Source organism: Alteromonas sp. Cnat2-8, from assembly GCF_022348355.1.
GTDB lineage: Bacteria > Pseudomonadota > Gammaproteobacteria > Enterobacterales > Alteromonadaceae > Alteromonas > Alteromonas macleodii.
Genome location: NZ_JAKREX010000001.1, coordinates 127322 through 145785, shown reverse-complemented (window position 1 = coordinate 145785; position 18464 = coordinate 127322). Strand labels below are relative to the sequence as shown.

18 protein-coding genes and 1 other RNA gene are annotated in these 18464 nt (G+C 44.5%); 11 read left to right on the top strand and 8 right to left on the bottom strand.

Annotated elements, in window-relative coordinates:
• The first annotated feature begins 1 nt into the window (after nucleotide 1).
• Nucleotides 2-1132, top strand: a complete 1131-nt coding sequence (locus MHN00_RS00640; RefSeq protein ID WP_014948675.1) for a sodium ion-translocating decarboxylase subunit beta — start codon at nucleotides 2-4, stop codon at nucleotides 1130-1132.
• A gap of 170 nt (nucleotides 1133-1302) precedes the next feature.
• Here the strand turns inward: MHN00_RS00640 and MHN00_RS00635 are convergent, their stop codons facing one another.
• Genes MHN00_RS00635 through pspF form a run of 6 tightly spaced genes read right to left on the bottom strand, consistent with a single transcriptional unit; the run spans nucleotide 1303 to nucleotide 7899 of the window.
• Nucleotides 1303-2109, bottom strand: a complete 807-nt coding sequence (locus tag MHN00_RS00635; protein ID WP_014948676.1) for an ATP-binding cassette domain-containing protein — start codon at nucleotides 2107-2109, stop codon at nucleotides 1303-1305.
• Complete coding sequence (locus MHN00_RS00630; protein WP_014948677.1) at nucleotides 2109-3104, bottom strand: oligopeptide/dipeptide ABC transporter ATP-binding protein; 996 nt, start codon at nucleotides 3102-3104, stop codon at nucleotides 2109-2111. Before MHN00_RS00630 ends, MHN00_RS00635 begins: the two co-directional genes overlap by 1 nt.
• 1 nt (nucleotide 3105) lies before the next feature.
• Nucleotides 3106-3999 carry an ABC transporter permease subunit gene (locus MHN00_RS00625; protein WP_061094498.1) on the bottom strand — a complete coding sequence of 298 codons (894 nt, stop codon included), beginning with the start codon at nucleotides 3997-3999 and terminating at the stop codon, nucleotides 3106-3108.
• The gene (locus MHN00_RS00620) at nucleotides 3986-4954 is read right to left on the bottom strand and encodes an ABC transporter permease (protein WP_081099430.1); all 969 of its coding nucleotides are present in this window, start codon (nucleotides 4952-4954) and stop codon (nucleotides 3986-3988) included. Before MHN00_RS00620 ends, MHN00_RS00625 begins: the two co-directional genes overlap by 14 nt.
• 59 nt (nucleotides 4955-5013) lie before the next feature.
• Nucleotides 5014-6774 carry an ABC transporter substrate-binding protein gene (locus tag MHN00_RS00615; protein WP_239299876.1) on the bottom strand — a complete coding sequence of 587 codons (1761 nt, stop codon included), beginning with the start codon at nucleotides 6772-6774 and terminating at the stop codon, nucleotides 5014-5016.
• Nucleotides 6775-6777: 3 nt separating this feature from the next.
• Entirely contained in the window at nucleotides 6778-7899 is a 1122-nt protein-coding gene (pspF, locus tag MHN00_RS00610) for a phage shock protein operon transcriptional activator (protein ID WP_239299874.1), read from the bottom strand.
• A gap of 222 nt (nucleotides 7900-8121) precedes the next feature.
• On the opposite strand from pspF, the gene pspA reads away from it, so the two are divergent.
• From pspA to maiA, 7 genes are all read left to right on the top strand, one after another.
• Nucleotides 8122-8805 (top strand): phage shock protein PspA, encoded by a 684-nt coding sequence (gene pspA, locus MHN00_RS00605; protein WP_014948682.1) that lies wholly within the window; start codon nucleotides 8122-8124, stop codon nucleotides 8803-8805.
• 75 nt (nucleotides 8806-8880) lie between these two features.
• Nucleotides 8881-9120, top strand: coding sequence for an envelope stress response membrane protein PspB (gene pspB / locus MHN00_RS00600; protein WP_014948683.1), 240 nt, complete (start codon nucleotides 8881-8883; stop codon nucleotides 9118-9120).
• The gene (gene pspC / locus MHN00_RS00595) at nucleotides 9117-9563 is read left to right on the top strand and encodes an envelope stress response membrane protein PspC (RefSeq protein WP_014948684.1); all 447 of its coding nucleotides are present in this window, start codon (nucleotides 9117-9119) and stop codon (nucleotides 9561-9563) included. The genes pspB and pspC overlap by 4 nt, the downstream gene beginning before the upstream one ends.
• A gap of 203 nt (nucleotides 9564-9766) precedes the next feature.
• Nucleotides 9767-10567 carry a phenylalanine 4-monooxygenase gene (gene phhA / locus MHN00_RS00590; protein ID WP_239299872.1) on the top strand — a complete coding sequence of 267 codons (801 nt, stop codon included), beginning with the start codon at nucleotides 9767-9769 and terminating at the stop codon, nucleotides 10565-10567.
• Between the two features lie 215 nt (nucleotides 10568-10782).
• Nucleotides 10783-12339 carry a transcriptional regulator TyrR gene (gene tyrR / locus MHN00_RS00585; protein WP_014948686.1) on the top strand — a complete coding sequence of 519 codons (1557 nt, stop codon included), beginning with the start codon at nucleotides 10783-10785 and terminating at the stop codon, nucleotides 12337-12339.
• A 416-nt stretch (nucleotides 12340-12755) separates the two neighbouring features.
• Entirely contained in the window at nucleotides 12756-13766 is a 1011-nt protein-coding gene (locus tag MHN00_RS00580) for a fumarylacetoacetate hydrolase family protein (protein WP_239299870.1), read from the top strand.
• Nucleotides 13767-13921: 155 nt separating this feature from the next.
• Entirely contained in the window at nucleotides 13922-14575 is a 654-nt protein-coding gene (gene maiA, locus MHN00_RS00575; protein ID WP_014975930.1) for a maleylacetoacetate isomerase, read from the top strand.
• Between the two features lie 47 nt (nucleotides 14576-14622).
• Here maiA and MHN00_RS00570 read toward each other — a convergent pair whose 3' ends face one another.
• Entirely contained in the window at nucleotides 14623-15090 is a 468-nt protein-coding gene (locus tag MHN00_RS00570; RefSeq protein ID WP_014948689.1) for an Lrp/AsnC family transcriptional regulator, read from the bottom strand.
• A 308-nt stretch (nucleotides 15091-15398) separates the two neighbouring features.
• Between MHN00_RS00570 and MHN00_RS00565 the strand changes: the two genes are divergently transcribed.
• Both MHN00_RS00565 and ffs read left to right on the top strand, forming a co-directional pair.
• Nucleotides 15399-16457 carry a Glu/Leu/Phe/Val dehydrogenase dimerization domain-containing protein gene (locus MHN00_RS00565; RefSeq protein WP_014948690.1) on the top strand — a complete coding sequence of 353 codons (1059 nt, stop codon included), beginning with the start codon at nucleotides 15399-15401 and terminating at the stop codon, nucleotides 16455-16457.
• A gap of 86 nt (nucleotides 16458-16543) precedes the next feature.
• Nucleotides 16544-16640: signal recognition particle sRNA small type (gene ffs, locus MHN00_RS00560), an RNA gene on the top strand.
• Between the two features lie 15 nt (nucleotides 16641-16655).
• Here the strand turns inward: ffs and MHN00_RS00555 are convergent.
• Nucleotides 16656-16937: a late competence development ComFB family protein gene (locus MHN00_RS00555; RefSeq protein ID WP_014948691.1), complete on the bottom strand. Its 282-nt coding sequence runs from the start codon at nucleotides 16935-16937 to the stop codon at nucleotides 16656-16658.
• 236 nt (nucleotides 16938-17173) lie between these two features.
• Between MHN00_RS00555 and MHN00_RS00550 the strand changes: the two genes are divergently transcribed.
• Nucleotides 17174-18262: a tryptophan 2,3-dioxygenase family protein gene (locus MHN00_RS00550; protein WP_069943926.1), complete on the top strand. Its 1089-nt coding sequence runs from the start codon at nucleotides 17174-17176 to the stop codon at nucleotides 18260-18262.
• Nucleotides 18263-18464: the final 202 nt, after the last annotated feature.

Genomic DNA, 18464 nt, shown 5'->3' with positions numbered 1-18464 from the left:
CATGGATAAGTTAATGGTACTTTGGGATAGTACCGCGCTTGCGCACTTTGAAGCCGGCCAGCTTATAATGATGGCAGTGGGTTTCGGCTTGTTGTACTTGGCCATTGTTAAAAAGTTTGAGCCATTGCTTTTACTGCCCATTGGTTTTGGTGCATTGCTTACTAACATCCCTATTGCTGGTTTTTCAGAAGCGGGTGGGTTGCTGCACTACATATACAAAATCGGCATAGATACAGGGGTATTTCCTCTGCTCATCTTTATGGGCGTAGGCGCAATGACTGATTTCAGTGCGCTTATTGCTAACCCCAAAATGTTGTTACTTGGCGCAGCCGCGCAGTTCGGTATTTTTGCTACCTTGTTTGGCGCGATTGCGCTAAACCTTATACCTGGCTTTGAGTTTACGTTAAAAGACGCGAGTGCCATTGCTATCATAGGTGGCGCGGATGGGCCGACGGCTATTTTCCTCGCCTCACGCCTTGCGCCTGATTTGCTTGGTGCGATTGCAGTCGCTGCATACTCTTATATGGCGTTGGTACCTATTATCCAGCCACCTATCATGAAAGCGCTGACCACAAAAGAAGAGCGCGAAATAAAAATGGGTCAACTACGACCTGTGTCAAAGCGAGAGAAGATTATTTTCCCGCTTGCTGTGCTGTTTATGACTATCTTGTTTTTACCGGCCGCAACGCCGCTTGTCGGCATGTTCTGCTTCGGTAACTTAATGAAAGAGTGTGGCGTGGTAGACAGATTGAGCAAAACAGCCCAAAACGAGCTCATCAATACGGTCACCATTTTCCTTGGTTTAGCAGTAGGATCAAAGTTATCAGCTGAAGCATTCCTTACGGTCGAGACTTTAGGTATTTTGGGGCTTGGGGCTATCGCGTTTGGTATAGGCACTGCCGCAGGCGTACTCATGGCCAAGCTAATGAGTAAGCTGTCGGGTGGCAGTATAAATCCACTGATTGGCGCAGCTGGCGTCTCTGCTGTGCCGATGGCAGCCAGAGTGGTGAACAAAGTTGGGCTAGAAGCTAACCCTCATAACTTCTTACTTATGCATGCAATGGGGCCTAACGTGGCTGGCGTGCTAGGTAGTGCGGTTGCCGCAGGTATTCTGTTGGCTCTGGTTGGCTAGAAAGCACGAATGCATTGCTGTACAAGGGGCAATTTATTTGCCCCTTTTTTATTGCATGGCGTTTGTTCAAAAAAGGCTTTCTAGGGTTTTCTTTTTGTGACGAGTAGAGCGTGCCAGTTCGGTACGTAAGTGCGCTTCTCAAAGAAAACAGCACCCAAACGATAAGCTCTTTATTCTCGAATTGTGTTTTGTGGCACCAGAGATTGGTATGCGGTAACGAGTTTCTTAGTGCGCGTATGCTGGGGCCACCTAAAGATAGTTTCGGTCTTGCCTTCTTCTACAATTTCACCGCCTTCCATCACAATAATCCTGTCTGCAATGTGTCGTACAATACCCAAGTTGTGACTAATAAAGATAAACGCCAAGCCAAGTTCTTGCTGAAGCTTCAATATAAGATTCACCGTTTGCGAACGAATGGAAGGGTCTAACGCTGCAAAGGGTTCGTCAGCCACCAACACTTTGGGCTTTAACACAATGGCTCTGGCTAGCGCTACGCGCTGCTGCTGTCCATCAGAAAGCATATGTCGATAAAAGTAATAGTGTTCGCGCAAGAGGCCTACCTTCACCAACATATCTTCTATAATTGGTTTGCGTTCTGCTTCGCTTAGGCCTGTATTCAAACGCAATGGCTCATCCAAAATTTTTCCCACAGGAACCGATGGATTCATCGACTCGGAGCTATGCTGCAAGATCATACGAATGTCATGGGTACGTTTTTGCTGGCTATCTTTAGACTGGTATTTGGCTAAATATTTGTGCGTGTTAATTTCAATTTCACCTGCATCAGCAGGCAGTGCACCTACCAAGAGCTTAGCCAACAAGGATTTGCCTGAGCGATTTTCACCAATAATTGCAATGGTTTCACCGCGCTTTACGCTTAAGTTCACTGGACCAAGTTGAAAAACTTCAGGACGTTTTAGCCAACGTTTCCTCTCGTTATGAATAAACGTGAGATCTTTAACCTGCATGATATCCATTACAGCTTCTCCATATGTAGAGGGAAGTGACAGCTGTAATTGTGATCGTGAATTTTACGCACGGCTGGCGTTTGTACACAGGCGCGCTGTGCACGAGGGCAGCGTGGACCTAACCGGCAACCAATAGGCAAATGCTGTAGTGTGGGAATAGAGCCACCAAGCGTGGGTAGCAGCGATTTCGGTGGCAGATCTTTTCTGAAGCTTGGCGCGCTGTCTAGTAATGCTTTTGTGTAAGGGTGCAGAGGGCGCTTCTTAATGTGCTTCATTCTACCTGATTCTACAGTCTGCCCTGCATACAACACCGTCATAGAGTGAGACATACTTGCAATTGCCAGTAGGTCGTGACTAACAAACAAGATCGAGAGCGAGCGGGTCTGATTCAAACGCGTGAAGAGCTTCAGAATTTGTGTTTTTGTTGTAGGTTCCATTCCCCGAGTTGGGTCATCGGCGATGAGCAATTTAGGCTGTGAAACCAGGGCCATCGCAATCATGAATTTTTGACCTATGTCAGCCGGTATTTGATGAGGAAAAGCGCTTAAATAATGCTTGTGGTACTTTATTCCTACTTTGTGAACGGTGCTTATTGCGATCTTTTTGCGGTGTTGTGCTCGTTGCCAGAACCAGCTCCCTTCAACAAATTCATCGGGAATGCTCTCTTCCAACTGCTCTCCAAGCGTTGCCGATGGGTCTAAACTTGCCTGTGGGTTTTGGAATACGACCGCTATTTCTCGGCGCATTACCTCACGACGCTGCTGCACAGACATACTCAGCAGGTTTTCACCATTCCAACTCATGCGGTCAGCCGTTAAATTCCATTGGCTAGGAAGGGCTCCGCAAATGGCGGACACGATCAAGCTTTTGCCTGAGCCAGACTCTCCTACCAGTGCGCGAATTTCCCCGCTGCTAACCGACAGGTTAACCTTATCCAACGCTTTAATTGCGCCATCGCTGCTCTGCATTTCCAAGGTGAGGTTTTTAATATCAAGCATTGGCATATTAATGACTCACTCTTTTTTTAAGTGCTGAACGCAAACCGTCACCCACAATGTTGATAGATAGCACCATGAAGAATATTGCCATGCCGGGGACGGCAACGTTCCACGGTGCTAGATAAGCAACATCTAGCCCATCAGCTAGAATAACGCCAAGTTCCGGAAGCGGTGACTGTGCGCCTAAACTCAGAAAGCCAAGTGCTGATATGTCGATAACTGCAATAGAAAGTGCAAGCGTGCCCTGTACAACCAGCATTTCGGTCATGTTGGGTAGTATAGAATGAGCAAAAAGTTGCCATCTACTGGCACCGTCCAATTTAGACGCCACTATATATTCTTTTTTCATTTCGGCGCGTACAAAACTTCTTGTGTGGTGCACAAACTGTGGAATAAGCGCAAGGGTAATTGCCCACATGCTGTTAACCAAACCGGTACCCAATATTGCAACGATAATAATCGCAATAAGTAGCGTGGGAATGGCCATAAGTGCATCGAGTAAGTGGTTGACGATACTTGAGCGAACACCTCGCAGCATGCCTGCGAAGGTCCCAAGGCTAACGCCGACTAACATGGCCAGCACAACAGTAATGAATGCGGAACCCAATGTGATGCGACACCCATAAATTATGCGAGTAAATAGGTCTCTACCCAACGCATCAGTACCGAAAAGGTGCGATATAGAGCCATTAGCTAACCAGCTAGGCGGTATTAACAGTCCGTCGATATTTTGTTCCACGGCATCATAGGGAGTGATGATTGGTGCGAACAGCGCACACATAACAAACAAAGCCAGCATAGTCAGGCCAAGCATGGCGATGTGGCTCGCTCTAAATGATGCCCAAGTCCGTTGCCACGGCGACGGATGGAATTCTTCGTCGTATAAACTAAACTGTGGCACGTTCGTATTTCTCTCTGCTTGGGTCAATCATTCGGTTAAACAAATCAACCAGAATCGTGAGTGTAATTACCACCGTGGATACTGCCATCATACCAATTCTAAGGGCAGGGTAATCTCGTTGATAAATAGCTTGAATCAGCCAATTACCGATCCCCGGCCAAGAAAACAAGGTTTCGACAATCATCGCGTTTGTTATTAATGTTGTAATTTGTATCGCCATTAGCGGTAATATGGGCAGTAACGCGTTACGCAGAATATGACGAAAGAATATCTGCCAACTTGAAAGGCCTCTAGATATTGCTGCAGCGATATAGGGGCGGTGTTTCACGTCTATAACAGAACGTCTTGTTATACGTATCATCGAAGCGGTGGCGATAGCACCAATGGCAAACGTAGGTAATGCTAAGTGCGATAACGCATCTTTGAAGGCTAAGGTCTTGTTTTCTACGTCAGACAATAAAATATCAATGAGAATAAAGCCTGACACGGGTTCGATGTTATAAAGCAAACTGATACGACCCGACAGCGGCGCAGCGTCTAGCTGCAAACTGAAAACCAATATAAGCAGGAGCGCAAACCAGAAAACAGGAAAAGAATAGGTCGTTATACTTGCACTATTTATTAGGTGATCAGACGTTGAATAGCTGCGAATCCCTGCATAATAACCAAGCGGTATACCAATGAATAAGGCCATCAACATGGCATAGGTTGCCAGTTCTATTGTGGCTGGCATCGCAATACCTACCTCTTCTCTCAACGGCAGGCCTGATGTAAAGCTGTATCCCCAGTCACCAGTGAGCAAATTGCCTATATAATAGAAAAACTGGAAAACATAGGGCTGATCTAGTTTAAATTGCCGCTCCAATGCTGCGCGTTGAATTTCATTTTGCGGCACGAGTCCTGTTAGGTTTTCAAGTGTATCGCCTGGAAAAAGATAGGCGAGTGAAAACGACATAATCGCTAACACCAAAAGCGTTAATATAAATAAAGTGCAGTATCTTACGAGGATCTGGATCACAGTGCTTTTTTTACCCCACCAAATCGTACACCGCCAAAGGGATTAATGGTCATTCCTTCTAGTTCATTCCTGTATGCCTGATAGCGGTAGGCGTGTGCGATGGGAACGAGAGGAAGGCGTTCGTATAATAATCGGTTAACTTGCCGGTATATAGCTGTGCGCTCTTCAATATCATCTGTCTGAAGGGCGTCGTTGAGTAATTTATCATAGTCTTCACTGCACCACATGGCACGATTTGTACCTGAGGGTATAGCACCACAGCTCAATAGCGGACGATAGAAGTTATCTGGGTCTCCGTTGTCGGCAGACCAACCAATTAATACCGAGTCGTGCAGACCTTCCTGAAGATGGCGTCTGAAGGTAGTCCAATCGTAACTGACAATGGTTGCTTCTACGCCTACATCACGTAAATAACGCTGAATGAGCTCGGCCATCTTCGTTGCGTTAGGATTGTATGAGCGTTCAACAGGCATAGCCCATATCGTCATAGAAAAGCCGGCCTTAACACCGGCGTCAGCTAATAATTTGCGCGCTAGAACTGGATTGTAGGCGGTATCGTCTGCGTCATTTTGAAACGCCCAACTTGCCGCAGGCAGCAGGGTCTTAGCTCTAGTAGCACTGTCGAAATATACCGCTTCTAGCAATGTGTTCTTATCGATTGCGGCCGCTAGCGCACGTCTTACATCTTGGTTATCAAAAGGAGGGCGTTGAGTGTTAAACGCCCAAAATCCAATGTTTAGTCCTGGTTTTTCCGCTAGCGTCAGATCTTCTTTTGCCCGAATCACTTCAAGTTCAGTCTGTGCAGGAAAAGCGGTAGCGTCACATTCACCGGTCATTAATTTAGCCAGTCTCAGTGAGCTTCTTGGCGTAATGTCAAATATAAGCTGCTCTACAACAGGGCGCGTTTCGTCATCGTTTTGTGCTGTACCATCTTGAACAGTATCTTCGCCACCTTGGCCATTTTCAACTTCTTGGTTGGCACTCTCTACAGTATTGTTATCGCTTAGGACTTCATCACTCGTAGGCGCATCTTCCATTTGGTCACGCCAATAGTTGTCGTGGCGCAGGAACTTAATGAAATGATCTTTGCGATAGCTATCGAATTTAAAGGGGCCAGTACCTACTGGAAGCTCATCGATTTTGCCCGGCGTGCCGGTCTGTGCCAGCTGGTTAGCATATTCTTCTGATAAGATAACGGCGAAATCGGTTGCTAGATTTGCCAAAAATGAGCTATCCCTGCGCTTAAGTGTAATTTCAACGCGGTAGCCGTTTACGCGCTCTACCGACGCGATATTTTGTGCAAGGCCTATGCTTTCGAAGTAGGGATAGCGCCCCCCAGATACGTAATGGTATGGATGGGAGCGTAGGCGCCACCTGTCTATACTGAAGATAACATCGTCGGCGTTAAAGTTTCGTGTTGGCGTGAAGTAGCGCGTATTGTGAAACCATACATCCTTTCTCAGTTGAAAAGCGTAGGTAAGACCGTCATCACTCACTAACCAACTACTCGCCAAACTAGGCACGATGCGGCCAGACTCAGGGTCGAAATCAAGCAGTCTGTCGTAGAGTTGGTGTGAAGATGCATCTGACGTTGTACTTGATGTATCTAGCTGCGGATTGAAGGTAACTGGATTGCTTTCAGAGCAGTATATAATACCCGTATTGTAAAACGCTTGTTTGTTCTGCTTAGCACAGGATGCAACAAGAAGCGCTGTACATATACATAATGACAAACGCTTTACCAAACCATGGGACATGCTTTACGCCTCGACGCTTTCCGCGGAAGAATCTAGTAAGTTATATTTTTTGAGATAGCCTCGCAGCTGATGATACGTCAGGCTCAATTTTTCAGCAGTCTTCTTCTGATTAAACTGACTGTCAGCAAGTGCCTGTTTTATCATATCTATCTCATGTTGTTGAGAACGTTCTTTCAAATCTATGGGATATTCAACAATTTCTGGCTTTTTCACTGGTGCCAGTGGCGTAATGTCTGCACTTTCAATGCGTTCATTGGTGGCAGCGGCCTCTGAAGGGGACTGAGTAGCGGGTGAGTCGGACGTATTCACTCTGTCATTGGTCTTCACTCTACCTTTAGGGCGATAAGCTGACTCAAAGGGGTCAAGAACGATTTCATGTACGGGCAGATGAGGATTATTTGTTCGATAAACTGCACGTTCGACCACGTTCTTTAGTTCACGTATATTGCCTGGCCAATCGTAATCAAGAAGGGTCCGCTTTGCCTTCTCTGTAAAGCCGCTGAATAATTCCATTTCCATTTCACGGGCCATATTAATAGCAAAGTTTTCTGCCAACATCATGATATCTTCCCTACGCTCGCGTAGCGGAGGAATGGTAATTACGTCAAAGGCAAGTCGGTCGAGTAAGTCTGCACGAAATTCACCTGCATCGGCAAGCGCGGGTAAGTCTTCGTTTGTAGCTGCAATAAGGCGTACGTCAGTTTTTACTGACTTGCTTCCGCCAACGCGCTCAAATTCGCCATATTCGACAACGCGCAGTAGCTTCTCCTGAATAAGGCCAGAAGTATTAGCCAGTTCATCAAGAAATAAGGTGCCGTTGTGGGCCACTTCAAAGCGACCTTCGCGGCGTTTTGAGGCACCGGTGAACGCACCTGCTTCATAACCGAATAATTCACTCTCCAATAGGCTTTCACTTAAGGCAGCACAATTAAGCTTAATATAGTTCTGATCCCAGCGCTTAGATAAGAAGTGAAGTCGCGCGGCAATAAGCTCTTTACCTGTGCCTCGCTCACCTATTACCAGCACAGGTTTATCTAGCGGTGCAATTTGTGAAATTTGCTCTAAAACTTCTAGAAAACTATTCGCTTGGCCAAGTAAATTGTCTTGCTGTCGATACCTACTCATTAAATCCCTCAAAAGTTAGTCATTTCGACCAATTAATAGTGTAGAACAAAACATATTGAGAAACGAGTATTATTTGAACTCATAAAAAGTGTATGAAAAATAGCAGGTTAGCACAGTTATAAAGTTGGCAAGCATATTGAATACAACTAATACCAAGAGTAACCTATTTATCAAGTGTGGTGTTTTTTTAACACTTACCATTTTTAGCAAGAGGTAATTATTATGGGTATCTTCTCGCGTTTTACAGATATTGTGAATTCGAATATTAATGCGCTTTTAGATAAAGCGGAAGATCCTGAGAAAATGGTTAGATTAATCATTCAGGAAATGGAAGACACATTGGTTGAGGTGCGCTCAGCATCAGCAAAGACCTTAGCCAACAAAAAAGAAATTGTTAATCAAATTGCAAAGTATGAAAGCGATGCAAGTGACTGGGAAGCCAAAGCTGAGCTTGCTTTGAGCAAAGACAGAGAAGACTTGGCGCGTGCTGCGCTGCAGGAAAAGAAGAAGTCTGCAGAAGCTGCTGAAGCGTTAAGTAAAGAGCTGGCTATTGTTGATGAGCAAATCAGCAAACTTCAGGATGAAATTGGTCAGCTTCAAGAAAAGCTAGCGGATGCGAAGAGTCGCCAAAAAGCGATTATCATGCGCCAGAAAACTGCAAGCTCTCGTCTTGAAGTGAAAAAGACGCTGGATAGCACTAAAGTAGATAATGCGATGGGACGCTTTGAGCAATATGAGCGTAAAATCGATGACCTTGAGTCGCAGGTTGAAGCTTACGATCTAGGTAAGAAAACGTTACAGGATGAGTTTGCTGAACTAGAGGCCAGTGACAAAGTTGAAGACGAACTTGCTGCGCTTAAAGCGAAAGTAAAAGGTGCAAACACAAGCACCGAAAAATCAGAATAATAAGAATAGGGTGTACCCTCTGGATGTGAAATCGGAAGGAGGGTAATTACATCAGAGTTTGTAGGAGAGATTGAGATGGATGAAGGTACGATTGCAATGTTGGTGATGCCCCTTGTGGTGTTTTCAATATTCGTTGCTCCAATTTGGCTAATATTACACTATCGAAGCAAGAAGCAAGTGAATCAGGGATTGAGTGCAGAAGAGCACGCATCTTTGCAAGACTTAGCCGAGAAAGCCGAGAAAATGAGCGAACGCATTGAGACTCTAGAGGCCATTTTAGACAGCGAGGCACCTGAGTGGAGGAATAGAGCATGAGAAACGGTAAGCAGCTCTATCGCAACCCAGAAAATGCAAGAATTGCAGGCGTGTGCTCGGGTGTAGCTGAATATTTCGGCTTAGAAACTTGGTTAGTAAGGATTTTAGTTGTAACAGGTTTCTTCTTGTTAGCCGGACCTTTCATCTTTGTTGCATACATTGCAGCTTGGTTCATTCTCGATAAAAAACCTGTTGGGTTAAAAAATGCACCAACGCAACCTGTTTTCTCAAAAGGTAAGGGATGGACAAATCCCAACGGTGGTCAGGTAAAAAGCCCAAAAGTGGAAGTGAAAACGAAAGTTTGGCAGGCGGGCGAGCCACCAAAACAAGCGTTTCACGATATTCGTAATCGTTTTGAAAAAGCAGAAGTTCGACTTCGTAAAATGGAAACTTATGTAACGTCTCGCGAATATCAACTCAATAAAGAAATTAGCCGTCTTTAATTAGCGATGGCGCACCAAGCAAACTTGACTGAAGCCGCTCGTGATGAGCGGCTTTTTGTTTTATAAAACAATGCGTTTACTTGGTTTTGTAAAATTCCTGTTACAGCAAGATCGAGTCGCTCGTAAGGGCTTACACTTTTCGACGTCGCGAATTTCATTAGACTGATAGACAAGTTTTTCAACTCTTATTGGTTACAGAAGTTATGCCAAAATCAACGCAATACCAGTCGAGACAATCTGACGAGAATGGCATTATCCATTGGTCAGACGAAGAGAACCAAATTTGGTCTGAACTCTATGCGAGACAAATTCCGCTGGTGAAAGAAAGAGCGTGCCAAGAATACTTGGACGGGCTTGATTTGTTGAAGTTAAATGAAAAGGAAATCCCTCAGCTACCCGACATCAACAAAATACTGATGGAGAAAACGGGTTGGCAAACAGCTGAAGTGCCTGCGTTAATTAATTTTGGCGAATTTTTCAGATTACTGGCGAATAAGCAATTTCCTGTTGCCACCTTTATTCGCACCAGAGAAGAATTCGATTATTTGCAGGAGCCGGATATTTTCCATGAAGTTTTCGGTCATTGTCCGCTACTAACCAATCCTGCATTTGCTCATTTCACTCACACTTACGGAAAGTTGGGCCTTGCTGCCAGCAAAGAAGACCGAGTTTATCTTGCTCGTCTTTATTGGTTCACCGTAGAGTTTGGATTGGTGAGAGCCAAAGATGAATTGAAGATATACGGTGGAGGCATCTTATCTTCTCCTGGCGAGACAATATATGCGTTAGACAGCGACACACCTCTGCGTAACCCGCTCACTGCTATTGATGCATTAAGAACACCTTATCGTATCGATATTATGCAGCCTCTTTATTATATCTTACCGGAATTCGACCATCTGTTTGAATTAGCGGAAATGGATATTATGGCACTCGTAGAAGAAGCGAAGTCTTTAGGGCTATTTTCCCCACTTTTCCCACCTAAAGAGAAAAAAGCCAGCTAACACTATTGTTAATTAAATGTGTTTTATATAGGATGCCGCTCACTGAAGCGGCATCTTTTTTATTTGGTATGCGCGGCCTTTTAATCATGCTCTCTGCGCGTTCTTAAATGTGTGATTCATCGCAAATTTAACCATCTGTAACATTTATCTTGTTATCTTTTTGTAAAAGTATGATACTCTGTACATATATGTTTACAAAATAGCTATAACACCCTATGCGTCTAGAAATAAGCTGTCAGGATCGTCTTGGTATCACTCAAGATGTTTTAGATATTCTCGTTACTAAAGAAATAGATTTACGCGGTATTGAAATTGACCCAGCGGGGAAAATTTTCCTTAATTTTCCCAATATCGAATTTGCAGATTTTCAACACCTCATGCCTCAAATTCGTCGCATCGATGGTATCGACGATGTGAAGACAACGCTTTTCATGCCAGGAGAGCGTGAAAAAAATCAGCTTTCCGCTATTTTAAGAACGTTGCCCGACCCTGTGTTTTCTATCGACGCCAAAGGCAATATCTTGCTATGCAATGAAGCGGTATGCGCGGGGCTAGAAATTCCGAGTAGCGAAATAGAAGGCATTGAAATTGGCGAAGTTGTGAAAGGCTTTAACTTTACTAAATGGATGGACGGTAAATCGCCTGGCCCTCAATCTTCGAAAGTGAAGTTTATTCAACAGGATTACCTAGCCGATATGCTGCCTATTACCGTGCCTGACGGCGAGCAGAATATGATCATGGCAGGTGCTGTGGTGATATTAAAATCAGAGATGCGACTAGGACAGCAATTTACCGCGTTCCACCAGTCTCCCACTGATAGCTTTGACCGCTTTGTCACTCAGTCTCCGTTTATGAAGCGAGTCGTTCATGAAGCCAAGCGAATAGCTGATTTGGATGCACCTATTTTAATTTTTGGTGAAACAGGCACAGGCAAGGAAATGATTGCCAGAGCATGTCACCAGTCTAGCCGTCGCAGTGAAGGTGCATTTTTAGCTTTAAACTGCGCGTCTTTACCTGACAGCGTGGCAGAAACCGAATTATTCGGTTACGCAGCGGGGGCATTCAATCAGCCTAATGCAAAAGTGGGGCTATTAGAGCAAGCAAAAGGCGGTACGCTTCTTCTCGATGAAATCGCTGATATGTCTTCTCAGCTTCAAGCTAAACTGCTCCGCGTTCTAGAAGACGGCGAATTTAGAAGAGTAGGGGATTCTGAGCCAGTTAAGGTAGACGTGCGATTTATATGCACCACCTGTCGTGACTTAGGCCAGCTTGTAGAAGAAGGACGATTTAGAAAAGAACTGTACTACCGCTTAAACGTACTAAGTTTGGTTATGCCTTCTTTAAAAGACAGAAGGCAGGATATCGTTCCTCTAGCCGAGTCTTTCATCGTTCAACACAGTACCAAGTTAGGTCGCCGTCCTGCGAAACTCAGTAAATCCTGTGTTGATTTTCTGCAGCAGTACCCGTGGCCGGGTAATGTGAGACAGCTACAGAATGCGTTGTATCGCGCGTTATCACTCCTTGACGGTAAGGAGATTACCAAGGAAGACATTCAGCTTCCAAGTTGTGCGCCAAGCGTCACTTATATTGACGAAAACTTTGACGGCACATTAGATGAAGAAGTGAAAAAGTTTGAAAAGGACTTGCTCAAGCGGTTATATCCTTCTTACCCAAGTACCCGTCAATTGGCTAAAAAACTGGGATTAAGTCATACGGCAATTGCAAATAAGTTACGTGAGTACGGCATTAACAAGGCAACGGTTAAGCTTTAATTAGATGGGAGCATTGACCTTTGCCATAGGGTGAAGGTCAATGTGACCAAGTATATTTGACGTCGTTTAGCAAAGTAAAAATGGCAAATGGTCAACGCCAATTTTTATATCGTTAATGCGTTTTTGTACCTCATAGCAATATCAATTCATCTGTTACGATAAATTTACATCGCCCACGGAGCAAGCGGGCAGCGCTATACCTGCTCAATAGAGGCTTACTAGCGTACATCCTTTCTTACAGCCAAATAAAACTTCGTCAACAGATCACTTCTCAACGCACACCAACTAGTGGCATAACTATAATCATGGAATTGTGTGTGATGCTGCCGCGTAAAAAGATATAGGTCTTTTATTCAGAACGTATTAATAAAAGACAAGAGCGCCAAGCTGATGAATAATTTTTCGAGGAAAGAACAATGAAACTAGCAACCTATAAGAATGAAACCCGAGATGGCTGCCTAATGGTAGTGTCGAAGGACCTTTCTCGAGCATGCAGTGCACAGGACATTGCGAAAACGATGCAAGACGCATTGGATAATTGGAAAGAGATTGCCCCTCAGCTACAGATGAAATACCAAGCGCTAAATGACAATGCGTGTGACAGCGTGCCGTTTGACGCATCTCGCTGTGAGTCGCCTCTGCCTAGAGCTTACCAATGGGCTGATGGAAGTGCTTACGTGAACCATGTGGAATTGGTGCGAAAGGCGCGTAATGCAGAAATGCCGGAAAGCTTTTGGACTGACCCATTGATGTATCAAGGTGGTTCCGATGACTTTATTGGACCCGAGGATGACATCATACTTCCAAGTGATGATTGGGGAATCGATTTTGAAGGTGAAGTCGCTGTTGTTACCGATGATGTTCCTATGGCGTGTACGCCTGAACGAGCTTCAGAGCGCATTCGACTTATTATGTTAGTTAACGACGTGTCACTTAGAGGGTTAATCCCAGGCGAATTGGCGAAGGGGTTTGGCTTCTTCCAATCAAAACCTGCGTCTAGCTTTTCTCCGGTTGCTGTAACACCAGATGAATTAGGTGATGCGTGGAAAGATAGCAAAGTGCACTTGCCTTTGCGTTCAACCTACAATGGTGAACTATTCGGTAAGCCTGAAGCGGGTCAGGACATGACGTTTGATTTTGGTCAGCTAGTCGCGCATGCCGCCAAGAGCAGAAACCTAGGTGCAGGTGCTATCATCGGCTCGGGTACAGTGTCTAATAAACAGGGTACAGATCATGGCTCTGCCATCGCTGAAGGCGGTGTGGGTTATTCATGTATTGCAGAAGTGCGCATGATTGAGACTATTCGAGACGGCAAACCTTCTACTCCTTTCATGCAGTTTGGCGATCGTATACGCATAGAAATGCTAGATAAAGAAGGCCACTCTGTTTTTGGCGCCATTGAACAGCAAGTTAAGCCGCTTAGCTAAAATTTTAAAATGAAAAGTAGTGTGGGGTAATAACGTGGTTTACTCAGTAGGCACGTTGTTGTTTTCCCCACTATAATTATAAGAGGGAGTAGAGCGTTTAGATTCATCAAAGCCCCTTACTCCTACCAAAAACGTTTAATAGGTGTGGTAGTACCATGAGTATAAAACTTTACGGCTATTGGCGTTCGACCGCCTCTTACCGCGTGCGGATTGCGCTGAATTTGAAAGGGGTTGAGTACGAGTATGTACCTGTCCATCTTGTAAACAACGGTGGCGAGCAGCATAGTAGCGAATATACGCGTCTCAATCCTGCGCACCTTGTCCCTACTTTGGTTGACGAAGACGAAGATATTATTCTGAATCAATCGTTATCAATCATCGAATATCTTGATGAACGGTATGAAGGCGAACACCAGCTGGTGCCTGAACATCGAACAGAGAGAGCCAGAGTCAGAGCGCTAGCACAAGATATCGCGTGTGATATTCAGCCTTTGGGTAATCTACGTGTACTGAATGCGCTAAAAGGGAATTTTGAGGCGTCACAAGATGATGTGGCGAAGTGGGCATCCCACTGGATAACGCTGGGGTTCGACGGCATTGAAAAGCGTCTTCAGACCCAAGCTGGAAAGTTCTGCTTTGATTTCGATGTTACGCTGGCTGATATTTGCTTAGTACCCCAAGTGTATAATGCGCAACGTTTTAACGTCGATATGAGTCGCTACCCTTTAATTAGTAAGATAGCGAAGAACTGTAACGAGTTAGATGCTTTTGAGCGGGCTAAGCCCGAAAATCAAATAGACGCCACTTAGACTGACGGGGGAGAGTAGAAATGTACTCTGACCCCATTTTTTTTGAGTTATTGGCGTTTAATCGGTAGCTCGGTGGTGTTTTTCACCTGCTTTAAGGCGAAGGTTGAGCTTAAATGATCGACAAGAGGCAGGTGAGTTAATTTCGTTTTAAGTAAGAATTCGTACTCTTCAATACTTTCCACTATCACTTTTAGTAAGTAGTCTTTTTCACCGCTGGTGGTATGACACTCCACGATTTCATCGATGTTTTGTACGGCATTTTCAAAATCGGTTAGCGAGTCACCGTCATGGTTTTTCAACGTGACATAGATAAAGACCGACACACCTAAATTCAGTTTTTTGCTGTTTAGTAATGTGACTTTACCAAGAATGATGCCGTCGGCTTCCATTCGTTTGACACGTCTCCAGCACGGAGTATGCGACAATCCTACACGCTGGCTTAAATCTGCCATCGACACCGTGGCGTCTTGCTGAAGTACGCGCAAAATCTCACGGTCAAATTTATCCAATTTCATTAACACTGTTTCCGTCGTTTTTATGATGTTTATTATATATCAAAAAAAATTCTAGGATAGCTGTCCTAGAAAAATTGTAATCAATTCTATTGCGTTTCAGTTTGTAAATTTCATTAACAAACTTTGCAAGACCTGTCCTCAAAACAATCGGATACACTTGGCAAAATGTTGCTGATCTTTGCGAGGCCGATAAGTGTACCGCAAATCATCTTCAGACTCTCACATCATCCCAAATGAGCGGCGTTTCGTTTTCGTGACAGCTAGACCTTGGGTAGGCTTTAATTCATCACAGTATTAATAGGGAAAATATGTCAGTTTTTGATCACCCGGAGTTCAATAATCACGAACACGTTGCGTTTTATCATGACGAGAAGGCGGGCTTGAGCGCCATTATTGCTGTACACAATACCAATCTGGGGCCAGCACTTGGCGGTTGTCGCATGTGGCCCTACGTAAATAGTGGTGAGGCATTGACCGATGTGTTGAGACTGTCAAAGGGGATGACGTATAAAGCAGCCATGGCTAACTTGGAGCTTGGCGGCGGTAAATCTGTGATCATCGGCGACCCTCGTAAGGCTAAATCGCCAGAAATGATGAAGGCAATGGGCAAGTTTGTTGAATCATTGGGCGGCAAATATTTCACTGCTGAAGACTCTGGTATTTCAGTAACGGACTTGCAAACCATGGCAACCGAGTCGGATTACATCGCTGGTGTTAATGCTAAATACCACTATGCGGGCGAAGTACCTGACGGAAACCCGGCTCCGTCTACAGCATACGGTGTGTTTGTGGGATTGAAGGCGACGGTAGAGTACGGCTTGAAGCGCAGCCTTGATGGCGTCAGTGTTGCTATACAAGGTATGGGGCACGTTGGCTACCGTCTTGCAAAGCATTTGCATGAGCACGGTGCCAAGCTTTATGTTGCGGATATCTATCCCGAGGGTGTTGAAAAAGCAGTATCTGAATTTGGTGCGACAGCTGTAGCGCCGGAAGAAATACTGAGCTTAGATGTGGATGTGTTAGCGCCATGTGCGTTGGGTGCAGCCATTAACGATCTGTCATTGCCTGAAATCAAAGCCAAAGTAATTGCAGGCGCTGCAAATAACCAGCTTGCACGTGAAGATATTGGTGAATTGCTTCAACAGCGCGGCATTCTGTATGCGCCAGATTACGTGATCAACGCGGGTGGCGTTATCGACATCTTCCATCAGCGTATGGAATCGAGTTCTAATGAAGCGCTTCGCGCACATATTGAGCAAATCGGCGAAACGCTAAAAGAAATTTATACCCGTGCAGAGCAAGAAGGGGCGGCGACAAACCGTGTTGCCAACCTTATTGCCGAAGAGAGATTTTCTTTAAAGGGTTGAAAACTCTCAACCAAATAGTCATAATGCGCCCCGCACTCAGGCAGGGGCGAATGACTTTGCTTTGAATGCGATTTTCTATGGTGGGCTTTTGGTCCTCCCGCAATGATACTCTGTGAACCCGGTCAGGCCTGGAAGGGAGCAGCCGCAGCAGACGACTCATGTGCCGGGATGTGGCTGGAGGCCCGCCACCCAAATTCCTTATTCGTCTTCTTTTTTAGTCTTTTCTATTTCATCTAAGTACTTGAGTGCTTTACTAATAGCATGCTCAACATTCATTTCCATTTGATTTCGTTCGCTCTGAGGCAGGTAAAACGCCATGTCTACTTCGTAGCGGATATAACGTGGTGGAACCTGATTTAAGGCAAGACAGCACAAGTCTGCTAAGTAATCAGGACTTTTCGTGGTATCGAGCCCCAGCTTACTGATTCTTTCTAAAACCAGGTGTTCATAATAGTTATGGATGTCGTCATCTAGTTTCATGTTCATTCCCCTTATAATTGTTGTTAGCGCCCTGCGTAAAAGTGCTGTGGTATGCAAATATGTTGTGCGGAAAATACAGCACTTGTCCAATTAATTGGACACATTTTTATACAAGCTAAATGGCACAACACGAACCTTGGCTATATATCCTTATAATGTATAGCTTGTATTCTGTGGATGTCGAGTCGACGGTGATAGAATTACGAAGTTAAACAAAGCAATAAGGCAAGAACGACATGAAAAAAAATATAGAGCCCTGCTACTACGGCGATTACCTACAGCTTGATAAGATTTTGGGGGCGCAGGACTTACAGAGTGAGAAGTACGGTGACGCGGCGCACGAAGAAATGCTGTTCATTATTGTTCACCAAGTTTATGAGCTTTGGTTTAAGCAGGTTCTTCATGAATTAAATGCAGTAATTGATACGTTTAATCAAGAAACAGTTAAAGATCAGCAGCTAACGCTAGTGGTGCATCGCTTACAGCGAGTCATACAAATTCAAAAGTTAATGAACGATCAAATTGCTATCATGGAAACCATGACGCCACAGCAGTTTTTGTCGTTTAGGGACTACTTGGTGCCAGCGTCGGGCTTCCAAAGTATACAGTTCAAGCGTTTAGAAATATCACTGGGCCTAAAGCGTGATTTCAGAATCGACTTTGATAAGCAAAGCTTCTACAACCGTCTGACTGATAAAGATAGAGCGTTATTGGAAACCCTTGAAAGCAAACCCAGTTTGTTTGAGCTGGTCGACAAATGGCTTTCAAGAATGCCGCTTCTAAAAACGGAAGGTTTCGATTTTTGGCAATATTATAAAGATGCGGCAGACGAAATGTTGAAAGACGACCACCATACAATTTCAACTAGTGACATGCTATCTGATACAGAGCGGCGACAAGAGCTAAAAGACTTACAAGCAACAATGGAGAACTTTGATGCGTTGTTTGATGATACGCAGTTTGAAAAGTTAAGAGGCGAGGGCAAGTTCCGCTTGAGTCATAAAGCATTGCTTTCTGCATTGTTTATAAAGCAGTACTCTGAAGAGCCTATCTTTAATCTGCCGTTCCAGCTTATTACCGCACTCACAGAGATAGACGAGCAACTCACTATATGGCGCTATCGTCACGCAATGATGGTTCAGCGCATGCTGGGCACTAAAATTGGCACTGGTGGATCGTCAGGACATCATTACCTCAAGAAAACCACTGAGTCTAATCGTATCTATTTAGACTTTTTTAACATGGCAACCTTCTTACTTCCCAAAAGTGCATTGCCAGAATTGCCTGAAACTGTAAGAAGACGACTGGGGTTTTATCTGCAATAGTTTGAAAAGTAAGCTTTTATGCGTTTTTTCTTACTGTTATTCGTCGCATTTTTCTCTGCATGAAATTTAAACGTAAACAACAAAATCAGTAAGTTAGCTGCACTTTTATGGTGCAGCTAACCGCATCTTATCGAAGAGCTCTTGATTTTCATCCTGTCAATATGTCAATTATACAAAAGGATAATTTTAAAAAATCCTAATA